The organism is Marivirga arenosa, assembly GCF_030503875.2.
In the GTDB taxonomy this organism is placed as follows: Bacteria; Bacteroidota; Bacteroidia; order Cytophagales; family Cyclobacteriaceae; genus Marivirga; species Marivirga arenosa.
Genome location: NZ_CP129968.2, coordinates 3,427,354 through 3,452,935, shown reverse-complemented (window position 1 = coordinate 3,452,935; position 25,582 = coordinate 3,427,354). Strand labels below are relative to the sequence as shown.

At 33.4% G+C, this 25,582-nt stretch carries 26 protein-coding genes; 15 read left to right on the top strand and 11 right to left on the bottom strand.

What is annotated here, in order from left to right; all coding sequences use genetic code 11:
* Nucleotides 1-12 precede the first annotated feature (12 nt).
* The 3 genes from QYS47_RS14805 to QYS47_RS14795 are packed head-to-tail and all read left to right on the top strand — an operon-like array spanning nt 13 to nt 2,212.
* Nucleotides 13-855: a phytoene/squalene synthase family protein gene (locus QYS47_RS14805; RefSeq protein ID WP_302123473.1), complete on the top strand. Its 843-nt coding sequence runs from the start codon at nt 13-15 to the stop codon at nt 853-855.
* 8 nt (nt 856-863) lie between these two features.
* Complete coding sequence (locus QYS47_RS14800) at nt 864-1,709, top strand: 4-hydroxy-3-methylbut-2-enyl diphosphate reductase (RefSeq protein ID WP_302123474.1); 846 nt, start codon at nt 864-866, stop codon at nt 1,707-1,709.
* Nucleotides 1,710-1,726: 17 nt separating this feature from the next.
* Nucleotides 1,727-2,212 carry a sterol desaturase family protein gene (locus tag QYS47_RS14795; protein ID WP_308355951.1) on the top strand — a complete coding sequence of 162 codons (486 nt, stop codon included), beginning with the start codon at nt 1,727-1,729 and terminating at the stop codon, nt 2,210-2,212.
* Here QYS47_RS14795 and QYS47_RS14790 read toward each other — a convergent pair.
* Nucleotides 2,209-2,862 carry a MarR family winged helix-turn-helix transcriptional regulator gene (locus QYS47_RS14790; protein WP_322346955.1) on the bottom strand — a complete coding sequence of 218 codons (654 nt, stop codon included), beginning with the start codon at nt 2,860-2,862 and terminating at the stop codon, nt 2,209-2,211. The genes QYS47_RS14795 and QYS47_RS14790 overlap by 4 nt on opposite strands.
* A 91-nt stretch (nt 2,863-2,953) precedes the next feature.
* On the opposite strand from QYS47_RS14790, the gene QYS47_RS14785 reads away from it, so the two are divergent.
* From QYS47_RS14785 to galE, 4 genes are all read left to right on the top strand, one after another.
* Nucleotides 2,954-5,341, top strand: a complete 2,388-nt coding sequence (locus QYS47_RS14785) for a TonB-dependent receptor (RefSeq protein WP_322346954.1) — start codon at nt 2,954-2,956, stop codon at nt 5,339-5,341.
* 129 nt (nt 5,342-5,470) lie between these two features.
* Nucleotides 5,471-6,769: a UDP-glucose dehydrogenase family protein gene (locus QYS47_RS14780; protein ID WP_322346953.1), complete on the top strand. Its 1,299-nt coding sequence runs from the start codon at nt 5,471-5,473 to the stop codon at nt 6,767-6,769.
* Nucleotides 6,770-6,772: 3 nt separating this feature from the next.
* Nucleotides 6,773-7,765, top strand: coding sequence for a UDP-glucuronic acid decarboxylase family protein (locus QYS47_RS14775; RefSeq protein WP_308355955.1), 993 nt, complete (start codon nt 6,773-6,775; stop codon nt 7,763-7,765).
* Nucleotides 7,765-8,790, top strand: coding sequence for a UDP-glucose 4-epimerase GalE (gene galE / locus QYS47_RS14770; RefSeq protein ID WP_322346952.1), 1,026 nt, complete (start codon nt 7,765-7,767; stop codon nt 8,788-8,790). Before QYS47_RS14775 ends, galE begins: the two co-directional genes overlap by 1 nt.
* Before the next feature lie 2 nt (nt 8,791-8,792).
* Here galE and QYS47_RS14765 read toward each other — a convergent pair whose 3' ends face one another.
* Both QYS47_RS14765 and dxs read right to left on the bottom strand, forming a co-directional pair.
* Nucleotides 8,793-9,566: an alpha/beta fold hydrolase gene (locus QYS47_RS14765; protein ID WP_302123488.1), complete on the bottom strand. Its 774-nt coding sequence runs from the start codon at nt 9,564-9,566 to the stop codon at nt 8,793-8,795.
* On the bottom strand, nt 9,563-11,488 hold the full coding sequence (gene dxs, locus QYS47_RS14760) for a 1-deoxy-D-xylulose-5-phosphate synthase (protein WP_308355956.1): 1,926 nt from the start codon (nt 11,486-11,488) through the stop codon (nt 9,563-9,565). Before dxs ends, QYS47_RS14765 begins: the two co-directional genes overlap by 4 nt.
* A gap of 179 nt (nt 11,489-11,667) precedes the next feature.
* On the opposite strand from dxs, the gene QYS47_RS14755 reads away from it, so the two are divergent.
* The 3 genes from QYS47_RS14755 to QYS47_RS14745 are packed head-to-tail and all read left to right on the top strand — an operon-like array spanning nt 11,668 to nt 13,892.
* Nucleotides 11,668-12,414 carry a segregation and condensation protein A gene (locus QYS47_RS14755; protein WP_308355957.1) on the top strand — a complete coding sequence of 249 codons (747 nt, stop codon included), beginning with the start codon at nt 11,668-11,670 and terminating at the stop codon, nt 12,412-12,414.
* Nucleotides 12,411-13,460 carry a lysylphosphatidylglycerol synthase transmembrane domain-containing protein gene (locus tag QYS47_RS14750; RefSeq protein ID WP_308355958.1) on the top strand — a complete coding sequence of 350 codons (1,050 nt, stop codon included), beginning with the start codon at nt 12,411-12,413 and terminating at the stop codon, nt 13,458-13,460. Before QYS47_RS14755 ends, QYS47_RS14750 begins: the two co-directional genes overlap by 4 nt.
* Before the next feature lie 36 nt (nt 13,461-13,496).
* A complete protein-coding gene (locus QYS47_RS14745) occupies nt 13,497-13,892 on the top strand; it encodes a VOC family protein (protein WP_302123490.1) in 396 nt (131 codons plus the stop codon).
* Nucleotides 13,893-13,907: 15 nt separating this feature from the next.
* Here QYS47_RS14745 and map read toward each other — a convergent pair whose 3' ends face one another.
* Genes map through QYS47_RS14725 form a run of 4 tightly spaced genes read right to left on the bottom strand, consistent with a single transcriptional unit; the run spans nt 13,908 to nt 15,665 of the window.
* Nucleotides 13,908-14,699 (bottom strand): type I methionyl aminopeptidase, encoded by a 792-nt coding sequence (map, locus tag QYS47_RS14740; RefSeq protein WP_322346951.1) that lies wholly within the window; start codon nt 14,697-14,699, stop codon nt 13,908-13,910.
* On the bottom strand, nt 14,696-15,097 hold the full coding sequence (locus QYS47_RS14735; protein ID WP_308355960.1) for a BT0820 family HAD-type phosphatase: 402 nt from the start codon (nt 15,095-15,097) through the stop codon (nt 14,696-14,698). Before QYS47_RS14735 ends, map begins: the two co-directional genes overlap by 4 nt.
* Before the next feature lie 3 nt (nt 15,098-15,100).
* Nucleotides 15,101-15,403, bottom strand: a complete 303-nt coding sequence (locus QYS47_RS14730; RefSeq protein ID WP_302123492.1) for a hypothetical protein — start codon at nt 15,401-15,403, stop codon at nt 15,101-15,103.
* 34 nt (nt 15,404-15,437) lie between these two features.
* Nucleotides 15,438-15,665, bottom strand: a complete 228-nt coding sequence (locus tag QYS47_RS14725) for a hypothetical protein (protein WP_302101768.1) — start codon at nt 15,663-15,665, stop codon at nt 15,438-15,440.
* Nucleotides 15,666-15,845: 180 nt separating this feature from the next.
* Here QYS47_RS14725 and QYS47_RS14720 point away from each other — a divergent pair, with 180 nt between their 5' ends.
* Nucleotides 15,846-17,003: a 1-acyl-sn-glycerol-3-phosphate acyltransferase gene (locus tag QYS47_RS14720; RefSeq protein WP_308355962.1), complete on the top strand. Its 1,158-nt coding sequence runs from the start codon at nt 15,846-15,848 to the stop codon at nt 17,001-17,003.
* Between the two features lie 144 nt (nt 17,004-17,147).
* Here the strand turns inward: QYS47_RS14720 and QYS47_RS14715 are convergent, their stop codons facing one another.
* Entirely contained in the window at nt 17,148-18,179 is a 1,032-nt protein-coding gene (locus QYS47_RS14715) for an RluA family pseudouridine synthase (RefSeq protein ID WP_308355963.1), read from the bottom strand.
* 219 nt (nt 18,180-18,398) lie between these two features.
* Between QYS47_RS14715 and QYS47_RS14710 the strand changes: the two genes are divergently transcribed.
* The 4 genes from QYS47_RS14710 to QYS47_RS14695 are packed head-to-tail and all read left to right on the top strand — an operon-like array spanning nt 18,399 to nt 21,458.
* Entirely contained in the window at nt 18,399-19,172 is a 774-nt protein-coding gene (locus QYS47_RS14710; protein ID WP_322346950.1) for a hypothetical protein, read from the top strand.
* Nucleotides 19,169-20,329, top strand: coding sequence for a hypothetical protein (locus QYS47_RS14705; protein ID WP_322346949.1), 1,161 nt, complete (start codon nt 19,169-19,171; stop codon nt 20,327-20,329). The genes QYS47_RS14710 and QYS47_RS14705 overlap by 4 nt, the downstream gene beginning before the upstream one ends.
* Nucleotides 20,330-20,365: 36 nt before the next feature.
* Nucleotides 20,366-20,854, top strand: a complete 489-nt coding sequence (locus tag QYS47_RS14700; protein WP_322346948.1) for a TlpA family protein disulfide reductase — start codon at nt 20,366-20,368, stop codon at nt 20,852-20,854.
* A gap of 7 nt (nt 20,855-20,861) precedes the next feature.
* A complete protein-coding gene (locus QYS47_RS14695; protein ID WP_322346947.1) occupies nt 20,862-21,458 on the top strand; it encodes a thioredoxin family protein in 597 nt (198 codons plus the stop codon).
* A gap of 54 nt (nt 21,459-21,512) precedes the next feature.
* Here QYS47_RS14695 and QYS47_RS14690 read toward each other — a convergent pair whose 3' ends face one another.
* The 3 genes from QYS47_RS14690 to recJ form a co-directional block, all read right to left on the bottom strand.
* On the bottom strand, nt 21,513-23,036 hold the full coding sequence (locus QYS47_RS14690) for a GH3 auxin-responsive promoter family protein (RefSeq protein ID WP_322346946.1): 1,524 nt from the start codon (nt 23,034-23,036) through the stop codon (nt 21,513-21,515).
* Nucleotides 23,037-23,039: 3 nt separating this feature from the next.
* Complete coding sequence (lptB, locus tag QYS47_RS14685) at nt 23,040-23,771, bottom strand: LPS export ABC transporter ATP-binding protein (RefSeq protein ID WP_302101760.1); 732 nt, start codon at nt 23,769-23,771, stop codon at nt 23,040-23,042.
* Between the two features lie 67 nt (nt 23,772-23,838).
* Nucleotides 23,839-25,548 (bottom strand): single-stranded-DNA-specific exonuclease RecJ, encoded by a 1,710-nt coding sequence (recJ, locus tag QYS47_RS14680; protein WP_322346945.1) that lies wholly within the window; start codon nt 25,546-25,548, stop codon nt 23,839-23,841.
* Nucleotides 25,549-25,582 lie beyond the last annotated feature (34 nt).

Here is a 25,582-nt window from a genome sequence, read left to right as displayed (position 1 = left end):
AAATAAAAGCTTATGGATGCTAAAGAACTTTTTAATCAGACCACTTTTGAGTGTAGTAAGCTTATTACTAATCGATATAGCACTTCATTCAGTTTAGGAATTAAAAGCCTAGATAAGAAATTTCATTATCCTATTTATGCAATTTATGGCTTCGTGAGATATGCAGATGAAATCGTAGATACTTTTCATGAAAAGGATAAAGCGTCCTTATTAAGAGAGTTTAAAAGTAATACTTATACTGCTATTAAAGATGAAATTAGTTTAAATCCTGTTTTACATTGCTTTCAAATGGTAGTGAATCAATACCAAATTGATCATGCTTTAATTGAAGCTTTCCTACATAGTATGGAAATGGATTTGCTAGATATTGATTATCAGCAGGAATCTTATGAGGAATACATTTATGGTTCTGCTGAAGTAGTGGGCTTAATGTGTTTAAAAGTTTTTTGCGATGGTGATGAAAAGGAATATCAAAGATTATTACCCTTCGCAAAAAGCCTAGGGTCTGCTTTTCAAAAGGTAAACTTCCTTAGAGATATTAAATCAGATTATTATGAAAGAGGTAGAGTTTATTTTCCAGGAGTAGATTTTAATGATTTCTCCGTATCTCACAAAGAAAAAATAGAAGCAGATATTCAAAAGGATTTCGATCATGCCTACAAAGGTATAGTTGAATTACCAAGAGGTGCCAGATGGGGTGTTTATTTAGCCTATACTTATTATTTGAAATTATTTGATAAGATTAAGCGGTTTTCACCAAATAAAATAATGGAACAAAGAGTAAGAGTTCCAGATTCAAAAAAACTATTTCTGTTATTGGGTAGTTATGTAAAACATCAGTTGAACACTCTTTAAATTTGCCCATGATGAACCTAAATGTAAAAATCGATAATAGTTCAGGCTTTTGCTTTGGAGTAGTTTATGCCATTGAAATGGCAGAAGATATGCTTGAAGAACAGGGCTACCTATATTGTTTAGGTGATATTGTTCATAATGATGAAGAAGTAAAAAGATTAGAAGCAAAAGGACTTAGAATAATTGATAGAGAGGTTTTAAAAAATTTAAAAGATGAAAAGGTATTAATCCGCGCACACGGAGAGCCTCCTTCAACCTATAAATTAGCAATTGAGAATAATCTAACTTTAGTTGACGCCTCTTGTCCTGTTGTTTTAAAACTACAAAATAGAATTAAGAATTCCTTTGATAAGAAAGAGCAGATCTATATTTATGGTAAACATGGGCATGCTGAAGTGGAAGGCCTTTTAGGACAAACAAATCAGGAAGCAGTTGTTTTTCAGGATATAAATGAACTGGATATTGCGACCTTACCTAAAGAATTAACTTTATATAGCCAAACTACAAAGAGTACGGATAACTTTTACAAAATTAAAGAGATACTCACTGAAGCAGGAATTAGTGTAAATGCAAATGATACTATCTGTCGTCAGGTATCTAACAGAGATAAAGAATTACGTTCTTTTGCTGGAGAATTTGACAAGGTTATTTTTGTTTCAGGCACTAAATCCTCTAATGGTAAGGTGCTTTATAATGTTTGTAAAGATAAAAATCCAAATACTTATTTCATCTCCAATATATCTGAACTAAACAAAGAATGGTTTTCAAATAACGACTCTGTAGGAATCTGTGGAGCTACTTCTACTCCAATGTGGTTAATGGAGCAAGTGAGAGATGAATTATTAAAATATTAAAGTGTTATTGTAGAAATATGTCAGAAGTATTAACCATTTTATTCTACGCTTTTCTAGTTGTAGGTACATTTCTTTTCATGGAGGGGGTAGCGTGGTTTACCCACAAATATATAATGCATGGATTTTTATGGACTTGGCATAGATCTCATCATAAAGTGCATAACCATGCTTTAGAAAGAAATGATTTATTTGCAGTGGTTTTTAGTATTCCCTCAGCTTCTTTAATAATGGCAGGTATTGAGTTTCCAGAAGTTAGATGGTTGCTTTTTGTTGGAATAGGAGTAGCATGCTATGGGGTTTTCTATGTTTTATTTCATGATATATTAGTACATAGAAGAGTTAAAATTAAGTTTAAAGCGAAAAATTCATATTTAAGAAGAATGATTCGTGCACACTATATACATCATGAAGTCCATACAAAGGAAGGTGCTGAAGCTTTTGGGTTTCTATATGCACCTAAGAAGTATGAGGTAAAAGAAAATAAAAGTAGAGCAAAAGCCTAGCCTATCATCTCCTCTTTCAGTTTCTCCCAGTTTTCATCTTTATAATTATCATAACAGTATTGATGGTATTCATCTAATTTGATAAGGTAATCAAATAAATTGATTTTCTCCTCTTTACTTAAATTTCCTACCAGGTGTTTACTGATATCATTTGCAGTGCCCATAACACTAAAACAAGCGATTTGTCCTTTTTTAGATATGGATAGTTGTTTGCTTCTTTTATCTTTAAGATTCTCCTTCTCATTAATAATACCATTTCTGACCAATCTTTTTATAGTTTCAAAAATGGTGGTCTTTTCTTGTAAGGAATGATTTGCAACTTCTGATTTACTACAGTTTTCATGGCTTAATACATAAAGAGCTACTCCAAATTCAGTTAAATTATGAATGGGTTGATTAGCAAATGCTTTTTTCTCCCATATTTGACTGAAATTCATTAATCTTCCCCAAGCCCAACCTATATATTCATCTGCTGATTTAGCGGGAAATGGAAATGGCATTTTTTTACTCATTTCTTCAATCTCATCCTCATGAATTTCACTTTTATCAGATGATGCTAGACTTTTCCCAAAGTCACTAAGACTAGCATTTGGATTCTTTTTTAGGAAATTTTGATAAAGTTGGAGAAGCTTAATTCCGTTATCTAACATTTTTTGAAAATATTTTTATCGATATTGAAACAACATTGTAATAAAAAAGTTATGGTTTTGTAATAAAAATAAATTTAAAACTTAAACAAAAATGAAACGCTACATTTTTAGCTTAGTTATTACAATATTAATTGTTTTTACAACATCATTTGAATCATTCGGGCAGACTAAGGCTAGTTTCGGAGGATATGTAAGGGATGCCAAAACTGAAGAACCTCTGATTGGTGCTAGTGTAATAATTGAAGGAACTCAGTTAGGTGCTGTTACAAATATTGATGGTTATTATGAAATTAAAAATATTGAACCTCAGTCCTATACAGTTACGGCCTCATATGTTGGTTATCAAAAGAGCTCTAGGTTTAATGTAACAGTAAGATCAGGGGGTATTCCAAACGTTAATTTCGAATTAAGTCAAGATGTGGAAACATTAGAAGGCGTTACAGTGCGAGCTAATCCCTTTATAAAGAATGAAGAGACACCTTTATCAATACAGAAATTATCTCCTGAAGAAATAGCTACTTATCCTGGTGGAAATAATGATATAGCGAAAGTAGCGCAATCATTACCTGGAGTGAGTGGCTCTGTAGGAGGATTTAGGAATGATATCATTATTAGAGGAGGTGCTCCAAATGAAAACGTTTACTATCTTGATGGTATTGAAATCCCAAATATCAATCATTTTAGTACGCAAGGTAGTGCAGGAGGACCTGTTGGCTTATTAAATGTTTCTTTTTTTGAAGGAGTTACACTTTCTTCAAGTGCTTTTGCAAGTCAATATGATAATGTTTTGTCAGGCGTGCTACAATTTGACCAAAGAGATGGGAATAGACGAGAATTTAGAAATAATTTTCGCTTAAGTAGTAGTGAGGCGGCTATCACAACTGAAGGTCCGTTATTTAAGAAGGAAGATGAAGAAAGAAGTAATACTTCGTTTATAGCATCAGTAAGAAGATCATATTTGCAATTACTGTTTCAAGCGATTGATTTACCTTTTTTACCCGATTACTGGGATTATCAATACAAGCTTTCTCATAAAATTGATGATTACAATGAGTTAATTTTTACAGGTGTAGGTTCAATAGATGATTTAACTATTAATGCGCCAGATGATTTTAGTCCTGAACAACAAGCAGTATTAGACCAAATACCTGTAATTAAGCAATGGAGTACCACATCTGGTCTTAGTTGGAAACGAAGGTTTAAAGATAATTCAGGCTTTATGACAACTGCACTAAGCACTAATATTTTAAATAATCAATTTGAGCAATTTCAAGATAATGTAAACCAAGAAGGCTTAGTGTTCAGCAATAATTCCCAAGAGCAAGAAATAAAATTGAGATATAATTACACTAAATTCTTGGAAGATTGGACTATCAATAGCGGTTTTATTGTTCAAGAAGCTATTTATACAAATAGCACTGATTTTGCAGGCGACAGAAGAGGATTTAGTTATGAAAATAACTTCAATTTTACCCGATATGGAGCAAATGCTCAAGCTTCTAGGAATTTTCTAAATGATAGATTAGGTTTATCTGCAGGTTTTAGGTTTGATGGGAACACATTTACGGAAAGTGGAAATGAAATTTATAAAACCTTCAGTCCGAGAGCGTCAATTTCTTATACGTTGGATGAAAAGCGAAAATGGACTATAAATGCATCAGCTGGTAGGTATTATAAAATCCCTCCATATACCATTTTAGGATTCGCAAATGAAAATGGAGAGTTTTTAAATCGTGATGCTGAATATATTCAAAGTGATCATTTAGTTGCTGGAATTGAATATTTAGTAACCCCTTCTTCTAGATTTAGTATTGAAGGGTTTTATAAAAGATATGATAACTATCCAGTTTCTGTTATAGACAGTGTTTCACTTGCCAATTTAGGAGGAGGCTTTTCAGTCTTAGGTAATGAAGAAATTGAAAGCGTTGGATTGGGAAGAACCTATGGAATGGAATTTTTATACCAACGTAAATTAACAAAAGATTTTTATGCGATTTTAGCTTATACGCTTTATAGAAGTGAGTTTACAGGCTTTGATAAGGATGAATATTTAAGATCGACATGGGATAATCAAAACCTAATCACATTTACTGGGGGCTATAAGTTTGGGAATAATTGGGAATTAAGTGCAAGAGTCAGATACTTAGGTAGAACTCCACTAGCACCAGTCGATCAGGAAGCAACGCTTAGAGCTTATCCTTCTATTGTAAGAGATTATTCAAGACAAGGTGATTTATTACTAGATCCATTTAACCAAACCGATATTAGAATTGATAAAAAATGGAACTTTGACAATTGGACTTTCAACATATTTTTTGAAGTACAAAATGCATTTGTTCAAGACTTACCGTCAGAACCTAGCTTTGGCTTGAGAAGAGATGATATGGGAGATATTATTCAACCTAGGGAATTAGTAAGGATTGAAGACGTAAGCAATAGTTCATTACTCCCGAATTTAGGAGTAGTTATAGATTTTTAAATTAGTACTCATAAATCCCAGAATATTTTAATTTCTATCAAATTATAGTTTAATTTTGAATCAAAATATAAAGGATTGGATTTAACCAATCCTTTGTTTAAATCACGGGATTAAAATTTTACTATATAAATGAAGATAGCAGTAATTGGAACAGGCTATGTGGGCTTAGTGACAGGAACATGTTTCGCTGAAACAGGTAATCATGTAACTTGTGTTGATATAGATGAAGTAAAAGTTCAAAAGCTTCAATCAGGAAAAGTAACGATTTATGAGCCTGGCTTAGAAGCCATTTTTGAAAGAAATATAAAGCAAAAAAGATTAGATTTTACCACTGATCTTAAGGAAGGTGTTAAGGATGCTGAAGTAATATTCCTAGCTTTGCCAACCCCTCCAGGCGGTGATGGTGCAGCTGATCTGCAATATGTATTAAAAGTAGCGGATGATCTAGGACATATTCTAGATAAATATGCTGTAATAGTTGATAAAAGCACTGTACCTGTAGGTACAGCTGATAAGGTTCACAACGCTATTGTGAAAAATGCAAAGGTTGAATTTGATGTTGTGTCTAATCCTGAATTCTTAAGAGAAGGTGTTGCAGTAGATGATTTCATGAAACCCGACAGAGTAGTGATAGGAACTCAGTCTGATAAGGCGAAAAAAATCATGGAGCGTTTATATGCCCCATTAGTGCGTCAGGGTAATCCTATTATTTTCATGGATGAAAGATCTGCAGAATTAACTAAATATGCTGCTAACTCATTCCTTGCAACTAAAATTACCTTTATGAATGAAATTGCCAATCTATGTGAACGCTTAGGTGCTAATGTAGATATGGTAAGAAAAGGAATTGGTACGGATACCAGAATAGGTAAAAGGTTTTTATTTGCAGGTATAGGATATGGAGGAAGTTGTTTCCCTAAAGATGTGCAGGCATTAGCAAAATCGGCTAAAGATGCCCAATATGATTTCAAAATATTAAATGCTGTGATGGATGTAAATACCACACAAAAAACACGTTTAATGGATAATTTGAATGGGTATTTCAAAAATAATTTAGAAGGAAAAACCATCGCTATGTGGGGATTGGCTTTTAAACCGAATACAGATGATGTTAGAGAAGCCCCTGCCTTATACAATATAGAAGCCTTAATTAGTGCAGGTGCTAAAGTTCAGGCTTATGATCCGGAAGCAATGGAGAATGTAAAAGGGCAGATAGGTGATAAAATCACTTATGCTGAAAATCCTTATGAAGCATTGAAAGGAGCAGATGCTTTAATGATCATGACAGAGTGGCCTGTTTTCAGAACACCCGATTTTGATGTTATTCAGGAAGAACTTTCGGAGCCTTTAATCCTTGACGGAAGGAATTTGTATGAAGTAGATCAGATGCAGGAATTAGGATTTACATATTTTAGTATAGGACGATAAGTCATGGGAAAGGAAAGAGTATTAATCACTGGAGCAGCAGGTTTTTTAGGGTCTCATCTTTGTGATAGATTCATTAAAGAAGGTTATCACGTAATTGGAATGGATAATCTTATTACAGGCTCTATGGATAATATTTCCCATTTAATGGGAAATGAATATTTTGAATTTTATCACCATGATGTGAGTAAATATGTTCATGTCTCGGGTGAACTAAAATATATACTTCACTTCGCCTCACCAGCAAGTCCCATTGATTACCTGAAAATCCCGATTCAAACTCTAAAAGTAGGAGCTCACGGAACTCATAACTTATTAGGTTTAGCAAAGGAGAAAAAAGCTAGAATATTAGTGGCTTCAACTTCTGAGGTTTACGGAGATCCTATGGTCCATCCTCAAACGGAAGATTATTATGGAAATGTAAATCCAATAGGCCCTAGAGGTGTTTATGATGAAGCTAAAAGATTCATGGAATCTATTACAATGGCTTACCATACCTACCATCAATTAGAAACTAGAATCGTAAGGATATTTAATACATACGGGCCACGCATGAGATTAAATGATGGAAGAGTATTGCCAGCATTTATTGGGCAAGCCCTAAGAGGGGAGGACTTGACTGTTTTTGGAGATGGTTCTCAAACTCGATCTTTCTGTTATGTTGATGATTTAGTAGAAGGAATCTATCGTTTACTTTTGAGTGATCATGCATACCCAGTAAATATTGGTAACCCTGATGAGATTACAATATCAGAATTTGCAGAGGAAATTATCAAGCTTACCGGTACTAAACAAAAGGTGGTCTATAAAGATCTTCCTAAAGACGATCCTAAGCAAAGACAACCAGATATTACTAAAGCGAAAGAATTATTAAGTTGGGAACCAAAAGTGAATAGAAAAGAAGGTTTGAAAATAACTTATGATTATTTTAAGTCACTTGATAAAGAAAAGTTATTCCAAAAGGAGCATAAAGAATTTGATAAATACATAGTGAAGTAATGGCAAATAAGGTATTAGTTACGGGTGGTTTAGGGTATATAGGTTCTCATACGGTTGTAGAATTGATAAATCAAGGATACGACCCCTTGATAATTGATAATCTTTCTAACAGTGATGTTTCTGTTTTAGAAAGAATCGAAAAAATTACTGGAAAGCGCCCCTCATTTCAACAAGTAGAAATGAGGGATAAGGAGCAGTTACAAGAAGTCTTTTGGAGTAATAACAACCAGATTATAGGGGTTATTCATTTTGCGGCTGTATTATTAGTCGGAGAATCAGTTGAACAACCCTTACATTATTATTATAATAACCTAACTTCAACTATTAACTTATTGGAGTGTATGAATGAATTTGATGTGCATTCTATTGTTTTTTCATCCTCATGCACTGTATACGGTAATCCTGATAATTTACCTGTTTCTGAAGAGGCTCCAATAAAACCAGCTGTTTCTCCATATGGAAATACAAAAAAAATATGTGAAGATATTTTAAGAGATGCAAGTGTCGCACATCCCATTAAGGTAGTCTCATTAAGGTACTTTAATCCAATTGGAGCTCATGAATCATCATTAATAGGAGAGTTTCAGTCAGGACCACCTCATCATTTGGTTCCTTATATTACTGAAACAGCAAGTGGGAAAAGGGATAAACTCAACATTTTTGGTGGGGATTGGAATACTGCTGATGGAACTTGTATTAGAGATTATATACATGTATCTGATGTAGCAGATGCCCATATCGGTGCGATGGAGTTTGCTAATAAACAATCCGAAAATTCATTTAACGTATTCAATATTGGATCAGGTAATGGTTATTCAGTACTTGACATGGTAAATAGCTTTGAGAAAGCTACTTGCATTAAAATTCCTTATGAAATAGTTGAGAGAAGACCAGGAGATGTTGAAGCAGTATATGCTGATACGACAAAATCTGAAACCGAACTAGGATTTAAAACCAAAAGAGGTTTAGAAGAGATGCTGAAGTCTGCTTGGGATTGGGAGCAAGCCTTAGCTAAAGAAAGCTAATTTTATTTATGAGTTACTTCAATAAACTTTGAGATAGCTTGATATACTTCTTCCTCTTGCTCGAACATTCCCATATGACCTGTCTTAGGTAAGTTTTTCAGATAGGGATGTTTCATGAATTTTATTTGAGATTTACTTAAGGCAACAGGAATACTGGCATCTTCTTCACCATAGATGAATAAAATAGAGCCTTCAAATTCCTTAATAAATTCAATGCTATCAGGACGATCCCTCATCGATAACATGTAATCCGTTAAAGTTTTCTCTGGTATTTTACTACCTTCTTCAACTATGGTTTGAATAGTATCTTTAAGTCTTTCCCTGTGATTTTCATGAAAAAGCATTGGGACGAAACTCTCGATGAATTTAGCTACACCGTATTTCTGTATAAATTCAATAGATTTTACTCTGCCTTCTTTTTTTTCCTCTGTATCAGAAAGTGCAGTAGAGTGTATTAATCCTATATGAGAAACAATATTGGGAAATCTCTTAGCAATTTCTAAAGTAACATAACCGCCTAAAGAATGTCCCATGATGATACATTCAGAAACGTTTTGTCTTTTTAAACAATCGTAAACGGAATTTGCTACCATGTCAAGACTATGCTCATATGGTAAGCTATCACTTTTACCGAAACCAGGCAAATCAGGAGTGATTACCTTATATTTTGAAGATAATCTCTCTCTATAGTGATCCCAAATGGCATGTGTTTCGCCATAACCGTGTAAAAAAACTACCGGATAACCTTTTCCGGATACTTCAAAGTGAATGCTCATAGTTTAGCATGTACAGATTGTTCAACCATTTGAAGCGCTGTGGTAAAAATGCCTTCCGGATCGAAGTTACATTCTGCATGTAGTTCAGCTTGCTCACCATGCTCAACTATTCTATCCGGAATACCCAAACGTTTCACTTGTGAAGAATAATCATTTTCTGCCATAAATTCAAGTATTGCACTACCAAATCCTCCCATAAGGCACCCATCTTCTACGGTAATTACCTTTTTATATTGGGAAAATACCTCATGGAGAAGTTTTTCATCTAAAGGTTTAACAAATCTCATATCGAAAACACCTGCTTCAACACCTTCTTCAGCTAGTTTGTCAGCAGCCTCTAAAGCATAATTTCCAATATGACCTATACTTAAAATAGCAATGTCTTTTCCATCTCTTACTTGTCTTCCAGTACCAATCTCCATTTCTTCCATTGGAGTTTTCCATTCTGGCATAACTCCTTTACCTCTTGGGTAACGAATAGTAAATGCTTTCCCTTCTCTTGGAAGTTGAGAGGTATACATCATATTTCTTAATTCTGCCTCATTCATTGGTGAAGCAACAATCATATTTGGAATACAACGCATGTAGGCAATATCGTAATTACCATGGTGTGTTGGACCGTCAGCTCCCGCAAATCCAGCTCTATCTAAAAAGAAATTGACTGGAAGATCTTGTATACAAACATCATGAATAACCTGATCATAACCACGTTGCATGAAAGTACTGTAAATGTTACAGAATGGAACCAATCCTTGTGCTGCTAAACCTGCAGAAAAGGTAACGGCATGTTGTTCCGCAATCCCAACATCAAATGCTCTGTCAGGCATGGCCTTCATCATAATATTTAATGAAGAACCTGAAGGCATTGCTGGTGTAACCCCCACAATTTTTTCATTTTGCTCTGCTAATTCAACAATAGTATGTCCGAATACTTCTTGATATTTTGGCGCTGAAGGTTTTGTTACAGGTTTCTTTTGTATTTCACCAGTTATTTTATCAAACTTACCTGGAGCATGCCATTTAGTTTGATCTTTTTCAGCAGGGCCAAATCCTTTACCTTTAGTAGTTACACAGTGTAATACTTTAGGTCCAGGAATATCTTTTAAGTCTCTTAAAACGTGAACTAAATGATTTACATCATGCCCATCAACTGGACCAAAATATCTTAAGTTTAACGATTCGAATAAATTGCTTTGCTTTAAAAGGAATGATTTAATGCTGTTTTCTAATTTGCCAACTACCTCCTGTGCACTTTTCCCAAAACCAGATACTTTTCCTAATAACTTCCATACATCATCACGCATTTTATTATAAGTGTGAGAGGTTGTGATGTCAGTCAAATATTCTTTTAAAGCTCCAACATTAGGATCAATTGACATACAATTATCATTTAAAATAATAATCATATTAGCATCAGAAGCACCTGCGTGGTTCATTCCTTCAAATGCCATCCCGCCTGTCATAGCGCCATCACCGATAACAGCAATGTGTTGCTTTTGTAAATCTCCTTTTAAATTAGAGGCTAAAGCCATACCTAAAGCAGCAGAAATAGAAGTAGAAGAATGTCCTACACCAAAAGCATCGTACTCACTTTCCTTTCTTTTAGGGAAACCCGAAATTCCCTTGTACACTCTATTGGTATGAAATTTTTCTTTTCTACCAGTTAAGATTTTATGACCGTAAGCTTGATGTCCTACGTCCCAAATAATTTGATCTTCTGGAGTATTAAATACATAATGAAGTGCAGTAGTTAATTCTACAACACCAAGACTAGCGCCAAAATGACCCCCATAAATTGATACGTTATCAATAATGAATTGTCTTAATTCTTGGCTTAGCTGTACTAATTGTGATTGATTTAACTCCCTAAGTTGAGCAGGGCTATCTATTTTAGATAAAAGTTCTCCGGGTTGAATAAGCATAAGTTTTCAAATGTTTAATGCAAAAAACAAAAACTACTCGTAAATGTTTTTCAACTTACAAATTACCGAATTTTTTGCGTTAAAAAAGCTAATTATTTGATAAAATCCTTTTATAAACCTACAATATTTTCAAATTCAATTATCTTTGAAAATCTAGAACGACTAAATATTCATCTACATTGAGCTTTGAAATAAAATTACCACTTTTTGAGGGGCCATTCGATTTGCTTCTTTTCTTCATTGAAAGGGATGAGTTGGATATTTATGATATTCCTATTTCTAAAATCACGAATGATTTCCTTGATTATTTGAAGCATTTAGAGCAGATGAATATCGAAGTGGCAAGTGAATTTATCCTTGTGGCCTCTACTTTGATGAGAATAAAAGCTAAAATGCTGCTTCCCAGACCTCAAATGGATGAAGAAGGAAATGAGATAGACCCTCGAGAGGAACTTGTTCGACATTTATTAGAGTACAAAAAATATAAATCTGTTTTGCAGGAACTTTCCGAAATGGAAGGCAAAATGCAGGAAAAAGAAAAAAGAGGTAATGTTAAGAAAGAGGTTCGATCATTATCTGAAACTATAAATGTAGAAGCTGAACTTCAGAATGTAGACCTGTATAAATTGTTACGTGTTTTTAGGGATGTAATGGCTCGCTATGAGTTGGAGAAAAATAAACCTTCGCATAAAGTGGTCCAATATCCTTATACTATTGAAGGACAGAAAACTCATATCCTTGGTAGATTAGAATTAGATGGACGGATGGCCTTTACAAGTTTTATTGAGGAGAAGCCAGAAAAAATCGCAGTAATATTTAATTTTTTAGCTATTCTAGAATTATTACAAAGTTCACTTATTACCATCACAGTAGGGGAGGGATTCAATAATTTTTGGCTTGAGAAAATTGAAAAAGTCGCTGAATGAAATTAGAGAAAGAGAAAGTATTTAAAACCTTAAATCCTAATAAGGTTTGGATTCCCGTTTTATTAGGTGTTTCTATAGTCGCATTTCTTTTTTATCAAGACGATTCTGTAACGGTTGAAAACCTAACAAAAATATTTGAGGCTGAGATATTTCCTGTTGCTTTAGCCTTTTTTGTTTTATTTGCTCGTGATCTTGGTTACGTCTACAGAATCAGAATGATAACTGGTGAAAGGCTGTCATGGAAGAGTAGTATTTATGTGATTATATTATGGGAATTTGCTTCAGCGGTTACACCTTCAGTAGTTGGAGGTACAGCAGTGGCTGTTTTTATACTCATGAAAGAAGGCTTGAAATTAGGTAAAGCCTTGGCTTATACCATGATTACGGCCATTTTTGACAACCTTTACTTTGTAGTGATGGCTCCAATCGTTTATTTAATTGCATCGGGCTATATTTTTCCTCAAAATACAATGGTAGAAAGTCAGTTGGGAAGAAGCTTACCAGCACTTTTTATTATAAGTTATTCATTAATTGCGGTTTACACCTTTGTGATGGCTTTTGCAGTATTAGTAAATCCACGGTGGTTCAGATGGATTTTATTAAAAATTACCTCTATAGGTTTCTTAAGAAGGTGGAGACAGGGAGCCTATGAGCAAGGTTCTGAAATTATGATGGCTTCTAAAGAATTGAGAGGAAGAAGCTTTACGTATTGGCTAAAGATCTCGTTATCTACTTTATTTATCTGGTCTGCTCGTTATGCTATGCTTAATTGTGTGATAGAAGCCTTTACTGATCAGAGCTTTTTCGATCATATTGTAATATTTGCTCGTCACGTAGTGATATGGATTACCATGTTAGTATCTCCAACACCAGGAAGTAGCGGGACTGCGGAATTCATTTTTACACAATTTTTTAAAGAAGATTTAGGCTCAGTTACATTTATCACGAATATTTTCTGGAGATTAATGACTTACTATCCGTATCTTTTCTTAGGAGCAATTGTTTTGCCACGTTGGATTGCTAAAGTCTTCAAGAAAAAACATTAAGTTTTATAATTCTAGGCTTTTTGCTAATTTGATGATATGCAGATCAATCAAATTAAAGAAGTATGTCTTTACATTAAAGACTTAGAAAAAGCTAAAGAATTTTATAATGGTAAGTTAGGATTACCTATCATGACTTACGTTCCAGAAAAGCTTATTTTTTTTAGATCAGGTACCTCTGTATTATTATGTTTTAATCCAGATTTTAGTGAACATCAAGATGTTCCACCTCCTCATTTTGCAAGAGGAAAGCAACATATAGCATTTGAGGTTCCTGCTAAGAATTATGAATCAGCCAAAGAAGAACTAAAGCAAAAAGGAATTGAGGTAACCTACGAGCATAAATGGCCTAATGGGAAATTCTCTGCCTATTTTGAGGACCCAATTGGCCATGTATTAGAAATTGTTCCCACTGGCTTATGGGAAAAGGTTTAATATTATTAATATGGGTTAGTAAATAGCTAACCCTTTTTTCTTTAATGCTTCTTCAACAAAATCAAATGTTGATAAAATGTCGGGCTTTCCATCTACTATTGCAACATCATGTTCAAAATGAGCAGAATATCTTCCATCAGCAGTAACGATTGACCATCCATCAGCTAATTGCTTAATACTTCTACCACCTAAGTTGATCATGGGTTCAATTGCTAAGACTAAGCCGTCTTTCAGCTTGGCACCTCTACCTCTTTTACCATAATTAGGTACTTCAGGAGATTCATGCATCTTTCTACCTAATCCATGACCTACTAATTCACGCACTACGCCATAGCCATGTTTTTCAGCATGATGTTGAATGGCAAATCCAATATCACCTATTCTATTGCCCGCTTTACATTCTTCAATACCTAAATACAATGATTCTTTAGTGACTTTTAATAATTGCTCAATTTCAGGTTTTACTTCCCCTACAGCAAATGTATAGGCATGATCTCCATAAAAACCATTCATTTTAACTCCACAATCAATAGAAATAATATCACCTTCTTTTAATGGCGTTTTGTTTGGGAAGCCATGAACAACTTGTTCGTTCGGGCTCATGCATAGGGTGTTAGGAAAATCATAAAGACCTAAGAAACCTGGTTCACCACCATTATCTCGGATAAATTCTTCAGCTTTTTTATCTAATTCTAAAGTAGTGATTCCTGGTTCAAGTAATTCGGCCATTAAGCCGAGTGTTTTAGAAACTAGCAATGCACTTTTACGAATTAATTCTATTTCTTCTTTTGTCTTCAAGTGAATCATCTAAACAAGTCTTTTAATTTATCCCAAAATGATCTTTTTGGTAATGAGTAATCAACAGGTGAATTACCTAATAGTTCCCATGTTTTACTCCAACCTAAAAAGCCACCTATATTTCTATCGTCTATAAAGTAGTCAACATTTAATTTCCTACTTTGCCCTTCTTCTAATTCTTCTTCTGGAAAGTTTTTATTTACTGCATAAAACTCAACACCATGCTTTTTACAAAATTCAATAGCTTCCTTTAAAGCTCTGCCCTCGCGTACCGTCCATAATATTAACAAGTGTTGCTGAGATTGAAGGGCTTTTAAAGTTTCAAAAGCAAATAATTGAGGTTTGCCAATATTTGGGTATCGATCTTCAACTATAGTGCCATCAAAATCAACTGCTATTTTTAGCATAAATTACTTTGCTTTGTATTTTGCTCTTATTTTAGCTTTTAAGCAAAGGCGGTTATAAATCAATTCCGCCAGCTTTTCAGCTATATTCTCATTTCCAGCTTGCAAAGTTAAGGCAAATTCTTTTTCTGACACATCTATACGGTACATTATCTGTACTAATTTCTGAAAGTCATTATCTAATAGGTGAGAAAGGTAAGGACTAATCGACTTAACAAAGCCATTTTTATCAGAGATGGTCTGCTGATTAAATTCAAAATCAGGAATTAATTTTTGTGAAACAACAACTAATTCTTTTTGGTAATCCATAGATGTAGGTTTACCACAAATCTAATAAGATATATTAAATACTGGAATCTAAGTATGAATTTTGATTCTGATTTTGAAAATCAAACCAATACGTATATTCCTGATAATCTACACAATCATTTAATTTGATATTATTAATTTCCATTTCCATAACAGAACTTTTATGAATCCAATTGCTAAAAAGTTCTTGTTGCTCTTGAGGTAAACAAGAAATCTGGATGAAATTAACACCCGCGTAAAAATTTGGAGTGACTTTATGCATGGTTGATACTTTTGAATTTATACAAAGCTACAATTTTGTAACCGACTTATTATTAAGTGCTTGTTAAATGAATATGAAGTTTTCCCAGAGTGATAATTTGAGTGTCAATAGGGAATTTCCTATCTATTTTCGGGATTTTAACGTAAAAATCATTTATTTCGTGTTTCTATTTTTTGATTTATGGAGTATTTGGAAGTATTTGATTCGATTAGACCTTATAAAGATTCTGAAGTTAATGAAGCGGTTAAGCGTTTCATTCAGCATCCTTTTTTTGATCAGGTTACCAATAGATTATTTCCTGAAAAATCAATTGATGAATTAAAAAAGTCTTTATCTGAGGTGAGTTCAGTTAAAGATTTCCAGAAGGTAATGATGTATCCTACTGCTAGAAGAGTATTAGATAGTAGTTCAGAAGGAATTACTAATGATGGATTCGATAGAATAAACCCTGAAAATGCCTACCTGTTTATATCTAATCACAGAGATATTGTATTGGACTCGACCATTCTGAATGTATTACTATTTGAATTAGGCATAGATACGACAGAGGTTGCCATTGGAAATAATTTACTAGTGAATCAATGGGTGACCGATTTAGCTAAACTTAATAAAAACTTTATTGTGAATAGAAATGTAGCTCCAAGGGAGATGTATTCCTATTCACAGACTTTATCTTCCTACATTCGCTATACTATTTTAGAGGCAAAAACCTCGATTTGGATTGCTCAAAGAGAGGGTAGAACAAAAGATGGAGATGATCAAACTCAACAGGGCTTATTGAAAATGATAGGTTTAAGTGGAGGGAAAGATTTTTATGAAAATTATGCTCCATTAAGAATTGCCCCAATGGCTATTTCTTATGAATATGATCCTTGTGATGTTTTAAAGGCAAGAGAAATTGCTTCCAAATTGGCAGGACAACCCATAGAAAAAACTCCTGAGGATGATTTACAAAGCATGATTGCAGGTATAACTGGTGTTAAAGGAAGAGTTCATATTTCCATTGGTAAAATAGTGGATGAGAAACTTCAAGAAATAAGAGAGATCAAGAATAAAAATGATCAAATGCAGGCATTAGCGGATTTGATTGATGAACGAATTCATAAAAATTATAAGCTATGGCCTAATAACTTCATCGCATATGACTGGTTGTTTGAAAATCGTTTTTCAGATTACTATTCTAAAGAAGAAGCTGAGAAATTTGAAGATTATCTTAGAAATCAAGCTAAAATGTTTTCTGCAGACTTTGATGAATTGAAAGGTCCATTATTAGCCATGTATGCAAATCCTGTTAAGAACAAACTTAAAGTTGAAGGATTGGCTGAAAGTGAGTTATAAAACTTTCGCCTTTACTTCAAAAGTCATTATATGCTGAATTGTAAGATCTAAGTCTTTAGTTTCCTAATTTACTGCCTGTTCAATCAATTTAACCATCTTTGAATATTTAAAACTAATGGTAGCAATACCTGAATATCCAGATGTTTAATTAAACTGGATGTAATGCCTCCATTTTTCAAGTACCATTTTAAAATCCTCTGGTAATTCAGTTTCATACTGAACGTGTTTGTTTTGAGTAGGGTGAATGAAACCCAGTGATTTCGCATGTAAAGCTTGCCTTGGTATTACTTTAAAACAATTTTCAACAAAAGCCTTGTATTTAGAAAATTGAGTTCCTTTTAAAATTTTGTCACCACCATAAGTAGCGTCATTAAATAAAGGATGACCAATATATTTCATATGAGCCCTAATTTGGTGTGTCCTTCCTGTTTCCAGATTACATTTGATTAGTGTTACATAACGGAGTCTTTCAATTACTTTATAATGGGTGATCGCAGTTCTTCCAAAATCCCCTTCAGGAAATGCATCCGTTATTCTTCTATCTTTAAAACTTCGGCCTAAATTCACATCAATAGTGCCTTCTTCATTTTCCAATTCCCCCCAAACTAAAGCATAATAGGTTCTTTCAATGCTGTGATCAAAGAACTGTTTTGCAAGATGAGTCATGGCTTGTTCAGTTTTGGCAATCACTAATAAACCAGAAGTATCTTTATCTATCCTATGAACTAATCCCGGTCTGCCTTCATTTCCTTCCATTTCTGGTAATTGTTGAAAATGATATGCTAATGCATTCACGAGCGTACCAGTCCAATTTTGATGAGCAGGATGAACTACCATTCCTGCCTCTTTATTAACAATTAGAAGATCATCATCTTCATAAATAATATCAAGCTCAATGTTTTCAGCTACAACCTCCGTGTCTCGTGGAGGTTCAGGTAACGCAATTCTGATATTGTCATTAGGATGAACTTTATAATTGGGCTTAATTGTGTCGCCATTTACTTGTACAAACCCATCTTTTATTGCCTTTTGAACCTTATTTCGGGTTACATTAGGCAATCTATCCATTAAGAATTTATCTATCCGTAGTAACTCTTGTTTAGGATCAACTTTTATTTGATGATGTTCAAATAAACCATCATCTTCCTGTTCATTGTTTGATATATCTTCTTGCATAATTTTTTCTTGAGCGTAAAGTTAGTAAAAAGATAGTGCGAATGAACCCTTCTATTTATTTTGATTGAAGTATAAAAAGTTTGATCTTTAATGCGGTGTTTGATAAAAAAAATGATGTTTAAGTATCTGTGCAGTGTGTTTATATTGCTTATAAGTATTACATGTAATGCGCAATCAGTTTGGGATAAATTAAATAAAGATCCCTTTAAAAATTCTCAAATGTATTTTGGATTTAGAGCTGGTGCGAACTACAATACAATAAATGTAATCAATCGTTATTCTCTTATAAAGCCAACTAATAATCTAAATGAAGGCTTGTATAATAAGCAATATCAAGAGGTTAATAATTTAGGTGTGATATACGGTATAACCTATATGTATCAATTTGAACAAAGATTGGTATTAGGAACAAATGCTTCAGTTAGTAGAGTAAGATTTCAATATTTACAAGAACAGCCTGGTACATCCAACAGCGTTAATTTCACTCATAATCATAGTTTAAATTATCTGGATCTACCTGTTTTTTTTCGATTTATGTTTAGAAAAGTTAACAGTAGATTTTGGGATAGAAAAGGCAGAAAACCAAGTGTGCCTGCTATAATTCCTTTTGCTCAAGCGGGCATAAATTTTTCACTCTTGTTAAATGCAAATAAGGAATACACTAAATACACTATTCAAAATGGTATTGAAAGCCAAGAGTTTAATAAAAATGAAGATATTAAATCAATTATGGCACCTTTTAAAGCCGATGCGTTTGTTGGAGTAGGTGCTAGGTTTAGAGTCAATACTTTTTACATAACGGCTGAAGCCAATTTTCGATATGGATTAAGTAATGCAAACAATCAAAATGCAAGATATGCTAATGAAAATTTACAAAATGAAGCTTATGATGTAATGGATGACATAAATTTCCAGACGGTTGAGGCACTAATTGGAATAATTTTCCCACTAAAATATTTAAGTAAAAAGGAATTTATGCCAGTAGAAATATGAGAAGTTCAATCTATTTATTTATAATTCTTTTTTTAATATCTGCCTGCGATGAGGATATTGTTGAATATAATTCAACTGAGAAATTTAATAGCATTTTTGATAATCTGTCAGAGGACATTAATTACACACCATTAGATATTATAGAAACTAATGAAGGAGGATATCTAGTGCTTTCCAAATTAGCGAATAATACAATTTTTGTTTTGAAAGTATCTAACAGAGGAGATTTTCAGTGGAGCAGACAATTAGAACCTCAGTACGTAGATCCTATTGCGGGATTGGTTCAGCAAGGAGATAAATATTATTTTATTGCAGCTACTAACCCAAATGCTACTTCCACTTTGTTTGAGATAAATGATCTAGAGCAAAAAATTGAGCCTTTAAGAACGTATGATAGTTATCCTAATCCTCTTGCTTTTAATACTATCAATCCCAATACATATCTTCTCTTAACTTATAATGACACCACAGGAATGGTATTAAGTAAAATACAAGATGGTTTTGCAATGGAATGGGCCAGAAGATTTGATACTGTGAAATTAACGGATCAAAATATTTTAACCTTTAGACGAACCAAAAAGGAAGAATTTTTTGTAGGTGCATATAATTCTGGTTCGGTATTATATTTTAATGGATTGCGTGGTAATAGTTTAAATTTAACCTATACAAATGATCAGGGTATTCAATCAGGACTAATTGAAAGTCAAGCTCAAGATAAAATCAACTCAATTACGGAGATTGGGAGTGGTCTACTTGCTATTAATTATTTTTATAATAATCAGTCATACTTTGTAAATAGTTATAGCCCTATTGTTCAGGATACTGTTGAAATAGAATTTTTAGGTGGAGGAAATGTCAGGGATAGACTGAGTATACAAAAAGCGACTTCAGCAGTCATTCCAGTTGGCAATTCTGAATATTTGGTCAATGCTTATACTACTCTAGATGGTAGAATTAAATTGAACTTTTATGATCAAAATTCAGGAGATCTAGTGGCTATAAAGTACATTGGAGGAATTGATCCATTAGCGGTAGTTAAGATTGCACCGACCCAAGATGAAGGTATGATTATACTCTCTAAAATTACTCTTGCTGGAACCAAGGAAAGAATTAATATATTCAAAATCCCAAAAGAAGAGATACTCGAGATTTTGTGATCAACATTTTGCAGTAATTATCGTTTATATTTGGTTATGAAAAAGATAATCACTGTCATAATTTTCCTTTCTGGATTCATTTTTACAAATCAACTTTTTTCTCAGAATCAAAATATTAAAATTATTGATGTCCCTCAATTAGAAGAGCTCATGAAACCTACTTCTTCTCAGAATATTACTGTGATTAATTTCTGGGCAACATGGTGCAAACCTTGTATTAAGGAGTTACCTTATTTTGTAGAGGCTCAGGCTGAATTCCCGGAGGTTGATTTCATCTATATGAGTTTAGATTTTGAAGAAAACGCTACAAGAGCTGATAAGTTTGCTTTAAAAAAAGGATTGAATCCTAAAGGACTTTATCTAATTAATAACCTTGACTATAATTCATGGATAGACAAAGTTAGTCCTGAGTGGTCCGGAGCAATTCCAGCAACCTTACTGATTGTAGATGGCAAGAAATTTTTTTATGAAAAGGAATTTGATGAAGGAGAATTAACATCATTAATAAAACAAAAACTAAATTAATACAACTATGAAAAAGTTATTAGCACTATCGATTATTTTAACTGCTCTCTTTGCATTTAGTATTAAGGAAAATGGATATAAAGTAGGGGATACCGCTAGAGATTTTGCCCTCAAAAATGTAGATGGAAAAATGGTTTCTTTAGACTATTATAAAGATGCTAAAGGGTTTATGGTTATTTTTACTTGTAACTCCTGTCCGTATTCTGTTGCTTATGAAGATAGAATTATAGCCTTACATGAAAAGTATGCAAACAAGGGAATTCCAGTAATTGCAATCAATCCAAATGATGATGAAAGATCACCTGAAGATTCATTTGATAAGATGATTGTAAGAGCAAAAGAAAAGGGATTTGAATTTCCTTATGTGTATGATGAAACTCAAGAAATTACGAAAGCTTATGGTGCTACCAATACACCTCATGTGTATGTTTTAGATGCTGATAAAACAGTAAAGTATATTGGAGCAATTGATAATAATACTAAATCAGCAGATTTGGCTGATAAAAAATATGTAGAGGATGCAGTTAATGCAGTTTTGAAAGGCGAGGAAGTACCAGAAAAGAAAACTAAAGCTATAGGATGCACTATTAAATGGGCATCTTAATCAATTACATTTGAAAGGTATTTATTTAAAAGCTGATATTATAATCAGCTTTTTTTATTTCTGTTTAACCATGCTTAATAGGTCTTCCAGATATTTTCTGCTATTTGAAAGGCGAGGTACTTTATTTTGTCCTCCTAATTTCCCTCTTTTTCTCATCCATTCATAGAACGTTCCTTGAGGAACTTTGTGAATTAGTAAGCAATGCAAGGCAATGTCTTTATATCGTTTAGCGTCATAATCAGAGTTTATCTTTCTTATTTCATCATCTAAAATTTGAGCAAATTCCTCTATGTTGTTGGGTTCTTTAGAAAATTCAATTACCCATTCATGCGCTCCTCTTTTTCCTTGTGCTAAATGTTTAGGAGCAGCCGTAAAGTTATCTATGATTACTCCAGTTTTATTGCATGCCACAGCAATTGCTTTTTCTGCATTTTCAATCATGAGCTCCTCTCCAAATGCATTAATGAAATGCTTGGTTCTACCGCTGATCTTGATTCTGTAAGGATCTAATGAAGTAAACCTAATGGTGTCACCAATTCTATAGCGCCATAATCCAGCATTGGTACTGATTACGATTTCATATACTTTATGAAGTTCAACTTCTCCTAAACGAAGAGTTTTAGGTTGCTTTTCATTAGCATTTTCTAATGGTATAAATTCGTAAAAAATCCCATAATCTAACATTAAAAGCATCTCATCAGAATCATTCAAGTCTTGTATTCCAAAAAAGCCTTCTGAAGCATTATAAGTCTCCAAATAACTCATTCTTGGTGATTTGATCAGGTCTTTGAATAGAGGTTGGTAAGGGACAAAAGAAACAGCACCATGTATAAATAACTCTAAATTAGGCCATACTTCTGAAATATCATTTTTTCCTGTAAGCTCTAATATTCTTTGTAGTAAAACTACAGTCCAGGTAGGTACGCCCGTTAAACTGGTTACATCCTCCTTCATGGTTGCATTTGCCATGGCTTCAATCTTACCTTCCCATTCATCCATGAGAGCAATTTCAAGGCTTGGCGTTCTAATAATCTGAACCCAAAACGGAAGGTTTTTCATAATTACGGCAGAGACATCACCATAAAATGAATTTGAATTATTGTCGAATTGGTTTACTTGTTGGCTACCGCCTATGCTCAGGTTTTTACCTGTAAATAGTCTGGATTCTGGGTTATTGTTAAGGTAAATAGATAGTAAATCTTTCCCCCCTTTAAAGTGACAATCCTCAAGGGCTTCATCTGAAACAGGAATAAATTTACTTCTATCGTTAGTAGTTCCAGAAGATTTGGAAAACCATCTAATTTCAGTTGGCCAAAGTATATTTTGGTCACCTTTTAGCAGTTGATCTATATAGGGGAATAATTCTTCATAAGTATGTAAAGGAACTCTTTCTCGAAAAGTTTCAAAGTCTTTTATTTCATCAAACTTATACTCTTGGCCAAATTTTGTATTCCTGGCTCTATAAATTAGTTTATGAAGCACTTCAATCTGAACTTCATTAGGATATTTGATGAAAAGCTCCACTTCGTGGATTCTTTTCTTCATCACCCATGTCATAATAGAATGAAGGAATTCCATAGTTTATAGTTTTCTTTTTAATTCGAAATGCTTCCCTAAATAAACTCTTCTTACTTGTTCATCATTCGCAAGATCTTCAGCAGTACCAGCTTTTAATAATTTACCTTCGAACATTAGATAGGCTCTATCAGTAATGGATAGCGTTTCGTTTACATTATGATCTGTGATTAAAATACCAATGTTTTTATTTTTGAGCTGTCCTACTATCGTTTGAATTTCTTCAACAGCTATTGGATCTACCCCTGCAAAAGGCTCATCCAATAATATAAAGCTAGGATCCATTGCTAAAGCTCTGGCAATTTCAGTACGTCTTCTTTCGCCACCAGAAAGTACCATCCCTTTATTTTTTCGCACATGGTTTAAGCTAAACTCTTCAAGCAGGCTTTCCATTTTTTCATTCTTGGCTTCTTTGCTAATTTTTCTCATCTGCAAAACAGCCATTAAGTTTTCTTCAACTGTTAAGGATCTGAATACAGAGGCTTCTTGAGCTAAATAGCCAACCCCTTTTTTAGCTCGCTTATACATTGGTAAATCCGTGATGTTTTGATCATCTAAAAATATTTCTCCAGAATTCGGTTTTACTAGACCTACTATCATGTAAAATGAGGTAGTTTTACCTGCTCCATTTGGCCCTAGTAGTCCTACAATTTCTCCTTGTTCCACACTAACTGAAACATGATCAACTACGGTTCTTTTTGAATATATTTTTACAAGATTATCAGCTCTTAATATCATTTTGTCTATTTTGTTTATTTGCATGAGAAGCAACAAACATACCCAAAAGGCAAATTAACGAAAATAATTATTCAATGCGGATATCTTTTAGATAAAGCTGCAAAGATTTTGTACCATTGAAATGGTTTTCTTGTATGGTAAAGGCTAATTCAAAATTACTGTTTGACTCTAATTTTGATTTTAAATGACCTAAACCAAATCCTATTGCTTTGATTATATGATGACCCTCTTTGTCCATCACTTCTAATTTTAAATGTTTTTCTTTTAAAAGGATAGGTTTACTTATCAATTTTAGATCTTTTGCTGCAAAAACAGGCTGCATATTTCCTGGACCAAATGGATCCATTTGACTTAAAATTGAATAGAACTTATCCGTAATTTGATCAATTTTAACATAGGAGTCTATGTGCACTTTAGGAATAAGCTGATCTTCGGTAATATTCTGTTGTACTACAGATTCAAATGCATTAGAAAATTGAGGGATATTTTCAATGGGTAAGGTTAAGCCAGCAGCATGCTTGTGTCCTCCAAACTGATCAAGATGTTCTTTACACGATTCAATAGCATTATATAAATCAAATCCATCAACCGAACGTGCTGAACCAGTTGCTTTTCCATTTGATTCGGTAAGAATAATGGTTGGTCTGTAATAATGTTCAATGCATCTGGAGGCAACAATTCCAATTACACCCTTATGCCAGGTTTCTTTAAATAATACAGTGCTTTTTGCATGAAGGATTTTATGATCATCCTCAATAAGTTTAAGGGCTTCCGAAGTAATACTTTGATCAAAGCCTTTGCGAGTATTGTTTTTACTGGATACTTTTTCGGCAATTAATAAGGCTTGATCTTCATGAATGGCAGTTAACAACTTAACTGCTAAATGTGCATGATCTATTCTTCCGGCTGCATTTATTCTTGGTCCTAATTGAAAAACTAGATTAGAAATTGTGATTTTTTCATTAAGACCTGAGGATTTTAATAGTGCTTTGATGCCAGGTCTTGGATTAAAGTTAATTCTTTCTAATCCATAAAAAGCTAAAATTCTGTTTTCACCCGTAACAGATACTAAGTCTGAAGCTATGCTAACCGCTACTAGGTCTAATAATTCAAAAGCATGATGTTCTGGAATATTATTTTGAATACAAAACCCTTGAATTAACTTAAATCCTACGCCACAACCAGATAGTTCTTTAAATGGATATTTGCAATCTTTTCTTTTAGGATCTAATATAGCTTTTGCTTCAGGAAGTTCTGCGCCTGGGTTATGATGATCACATATAATAAAGTCAACATTATTTTCATTTGCATATTGAATTTTATCAATGGCTTTTATACCACAATCTAATGCAATTATTAAACTACATTCTTTCTCAACTGCATAATCAATTCCCTGATAAGATATTCCATAACCTTCTAAATATCGATCAGGAATGTAATAGTATAAATTTTCACAATGGTTTTGTAAAAAACTATACATCATGGCAACAGATGTAGAGCCATCTACATCGTAGTCTCCAAATACTAAAATTGATTCATTGTTTTGAATGGCTTTTTGTAGTCTATTTACAGCAATATCCATATCTTTCATAAGAAATGGATCGTGGCAATCCTCTATAGAAGGTCTGAAAAATGTTTTAGCTTCCTCAAAATTAGTTACACCTCTATTTATTAAAATTTTAGATAAAATCGGGTTGATATTGATTGATTCATTTAGTTGTGAAACCAGCGATTTGGCAGGTTCAGGAGCTAAAATCCATTTTTTTTCAGTTGACATATCACAAAAATAAAAAAGGCCTCGTGATTTTACG